This window comes from Herbiconiux daphne, assembly GCF_024979295.1.
Classification (GTDB): domain Bacteria; phylum Actinomycetota; class Actinomycetes; order Actinomycetales; family Microbacteriaceae; genus Herbiconiux; species Herbiconiux daphnes.
In genome coordinates this window covers 1-633 of sequence record NZ_JANLCJ010000495.1, presented here as the reverse complement: position 1 = coordinate 633, position 633 = coordinate 1, and the positions used below count along the sequence as shown (strand labels likewise).

Here is a 633-nt window from a genome sequence, read left to right as displayed (position 1 = left end):
AGCTTGCCGGAAAGAACAACATTTCCTATGGTTCGCCATTAGGTCTTGGGGTCATCGACAATGCTTATAAACAATTCTTTGACCTTAACGAAAAGTATGACCAATTCATGTGGGAAATCGAAGAAGCCGGACGCAAGATTTTGGCATCCGACCACTTTTTCCGTGTGAAGTATGACGCCAATGGTCGACCAATCCGTCGCTTTGATTCTAAGACTTCGGTGTTCCAAAAGTTACGTGCCGATGAAGAATTCATCGACGAGTTTGCGCCATCATTGCGGTCAAGCGAATTCATTGAATCCATCAACTTCATTTTACGCATCATCGAAATGCAAAACGGATTTAGTGCGGGCACCTTCTCATTTGATGGTCAATCGGTCAAAACGGCGACGGAAATCGTGTCCGAGAATACCGACACATTTCAAACACGACAAGACAATGTGCTAATCGTTTCGGAATGCCTAAGCGACCTAGTTATCAGCATCTTAGAACTAGCGAGTGCCATGGGTGTTTATTCGGGTAATGTTGCACCGGACATCACCGTGGACTTTGATGATGGGGTCTTCACGGATAAGAACACCCGCATGGATTACAGCGGCAAAGCAATGACATTTGGCATCATGTCCAAAATGACGG

General features: G+C 45.5%; 1 protein-coding gene. It reads left to right on the top strand.

Annotated features, from left to right (window positions below):
• A partial coding sequence (locus N1032_RS26055) for a phage portal protein (RefSeq protein WP_259543528.1) occupies nucleotides 1-633 on the top strand: 633 nt, incomplete at both ends.